The 3,123-nt window shown below is 36.7% G+C and carries 3 protein-coding genes; 1 reads left to right on the top strand and 2 read right to left on the bottom strand.

Features of this window, described 5'->3' with window-relative positions; translation table 11 throughout:
* Positions 1–748 (top strand): nitrogenase component 1 (locus RRG12_RS42260; RefSeq protein WP_420763233.1); only part of this gene is annotated, 748 nt, incomplete at its 5' end.
* 237 nt (positions 749–985) lie between these two features.
* Here the strand turns inward: RRG12_RS42260 and RRG12_RS42255 are convergent.
* Together RRG12_RS42255 and RRG12_RS42250 are read right to left on the bottom strand one after the other, a co-directional pair.
* The gene (locus RRG12_RS42255) at positions 986–1,513 is read right to left on the bottom strand and encodes a HEPN domain-containing protein (RefSeq protein WP_420760107.1); all 528 of its coding nucleotides are present in this window, start codon (positions 1,511–1,513) and stop codon (positions 986–988) included.
* Between the two features lie 3 nt (positions 1,514–1,516).
* Complete coding sequence (locus RRG12_RS42250; protein ID WP_420760108.1) at positions 1,517–2,749, bottom strand: DUF262 domain-containing protein; 1,233 nt, start codon at positions 2,747–2,749, stop codon at positions 1,517–1,519.
* Positions 2,750–3,123: the final 374 nt, after the last annotated feature.

Below are 3,123 nucleotides of genomic sequence, written 5' to 3'. Positions count from 1 at the left end.
CATTGGTGACTACAACATCGGTGGAGATGCTTGGGCTAGCCGCATCCTGTTAGAAGAAATCGGCTTGCGCGTAGTCGCTCAGTGGTCAGGTGATGGCACAATCAACGAAATGTTGATGACCCCCAATGTGAAGATGAACCTCATCCACTGTTACCGGTCGATGAACTACATCAGCCGTCACATGGAAGAAGCTTACGGTATACCCTGGTTGGAATACAACTTCTTCGGCCCCACCAAGATTGCTGAATCTTTACGGGAAATAGCTTCCAAGTTTGACGAAACAATCCAAGCAAACGCTGAGAAAGTTATCGCCAAGTATCAGCCCACAATGGATGCGGTAGTTGCTAAGTACCGCCCCCGTTTGGATGGTAAGACTGTTGCCATCATGGTTGGTGGTCTACGTCCTCGCCACGTTGTCCCAGCTTTCCAAGACTTGGGCATGAAGATGATTGGTACAGGTTATGAGTTCGCTCATAATGACGACTACAAACGTACCACTCACTACATCGAAAACGGCACCATCGTTTATGACGACGTTACCGCTTACGAATTCGAGGAATTTATCAAAGCGCTGAAGCCTGATTTGGTAGCTTCTGGTGTGAAAGAGAAGTACGTCTTCCAAAAGATGGGTCTTCCTTTCCGTCAAATGCACTCTTGGGATTACTCCGAACCTAGCGATCGCACTTCAACATCATATAATGTAAGGTTTTTTAGCGGTGGGAGAAAAAAGAGCCTATTTCTAGTCTAAATGCAAGTTGCAGGGTTATCTAAGAATAATCTGTTTTTATGCTTTAGATAGTATAACTCTTATAGAGTCTGGTTTTTAGATTTTGCTTGCATTTTGCTTTAAGAAAAACTGTAAAATAATAGACTGTTTTCAATAGCGATTTTTTAGATTAAATGGTGCGTAACGCCTAAATTGAGCAGCAGATAACAAACCTCATTCGCTGATTCTTATAACGCTACTTGAATTGGCAACTTTAAGCTATAAACTATTAAATTGCTGATCTAGAAAATCTATAAATAGTGTTGCTTGCTGATAAAGCTTATAAACTTCTTCCGCTGTCTTTTCGATAGTGCAATCTGCAAAGTTTTGATGTACTAACTTATTGCGCTCATTGCCTAGCTCTAGAAATGACTTAATTGCAGAATCTAAATTAGTATCTTTTTTTACATCTTTCAGTCTATTTTCTTTAAATGTCTTACCGAATAAAGAAAAAAATTTGTTAGCATTTCTTCCTTCCCAATCGAAATATGTGTGATATTGTCTTTCGATCGCCTTCTGTTTAACTATTGAAACAATGCATTCATCATTCTGAGTTTTATACTCAATAAATGTTTGAACCATTCTACAAATCTCATGTTCAAAGTAGCTGGCTGCTGAGAGTAGTAAAGTTTTGGTAAAAACAGTATTAAATTGAACCATAAAAGATGGCTCGTTTTTCTCCTCTAGGAATTTGAGAAGGTCTAGATTATCTTGATAAATTCGGTCAACAATACTTTGTCTTATCATAAATCACAATTCTTTACGCAGAATAATTGCCGCTTTTTGTAATCTTTTGTTGACATTTTCCTTACTGGTAGTTTGAGATTGTATGGCTTCTACAAACTCTGTATCACTTTTTAGTTCTTCGAGCTTTTCAGTATCTATCTTTCCTTCAACAAGCTGACGTGTTTCAAAAAAATGTCCACATTGAGCGACAAATACCGCTTCAAAAATAGAAATATTAAACTTATTAGTTGTCTTTCGATAAAATGCTTTTTCTGGCAATTCTGAGCAAGCCTCTAAAAAAGAGTGGAATAGCCTTTCAAGGTAATCTATCTGTTCAGTTCTCAATTTTTTACAGTTCTTAGAAAAGCTATTGAGAAACTTCACCATAGACGACTGATATTCTTGGCGCTCAACTAACATTGCAAATCCTCTTAAGAGAATTTCAATGTCTTTCATATTCAGATCCGGTTCGTCAACTCCAATTATTCGTCGCCAGGCAGGTAGAGTATTGAGCCGATACAACATATTGTAGAAATCAGAATAATATAAGCTTGTCCTAATCTCTTGAGGTTTTAAATTTATACCGCCAGAATTTAGGCGATTAAAAATTTCATATATACAAGAATCATCTTCTTCTGGAAAATTCTGCTTGATTATGATATTTCTTATAGTTCGCAAATCGAATGCGATCTTATATTCATCTAGGGTTGAGTAGTTGATTTTATTTAACTTATTGGGATGATTTGGTAAACTTGAGGGCAATTGCAAGTTGAATTTGGTGAAATAGGCATCATCTCCCAGAATTTCATCTGGAATCTTGCCATTCTCTTCAAAAATTCGCCTCAAAATAGTTCTCTTCTCGTCTTTTGGAAAGCGTTGCTCAATGAAATAGTAGAGAGACATTAAGCGTTGTTGCCCATCTATTACCAAAAATTTGTTTCTTGATTCCTGATAAAGAAATATCTGTGGAATAGGTAAGCCAACTATGATAGATTCAATTAGTTTTGAAGCTCTTTTAATATCCCAGACATAATTACGTTGGAAACCTGGAATATTGATAGCGCCAGATTTTATAAAGTCATACATCGTCTTAATATTAAAATCATTAGGCGATGTAGTTATTTCATACTCATTGATTGAATATGTCTCATCAGGCTGAGAATCGCTATCAAACCATTTGACTGGTTCATTTTTTTCAAACTGCGCTTCGGACAATTCGGTATCCTCATTAGTTTGAGGATTTGATGAGTTAGTCATTCTAAATTACCTAAGATACAAAGTGCCAATTGCTTTACTCCCAATGTTGAAACTATACTAACCGTTAACTTCATCGCAACTAGGTGCTGAACATTAACACATAACCTCTAACCATTGACCTCAGTCAGAAATGAAGCTGGTTAACTACATATTATACATATTTTCCGTATAACAATCCTTACCTAGAGTATTCGTAAATTTCCTTAATAAAATTCGATCAAACAAAGCCTAAGTAAATCAGCAAACTTCTACCTCTGATCTTTTGACTTTGTTGGTTACTCATCACTGGGATCGCCCCAACTTGACAACACGCTACTGTATATTTAAAGATTGTGTGTGAGATGCACGAGAAGTAGAGTGTTGTAGCGATGTCT

This window comes from Nostoc sp. CALU 546, from assembly GCF_048836525.1.
The sequence above is the reverse complement of the archived record's forward strand: the minus strand, read 5'-3'. Positions and strand labels throughout refer to the sequence as shown.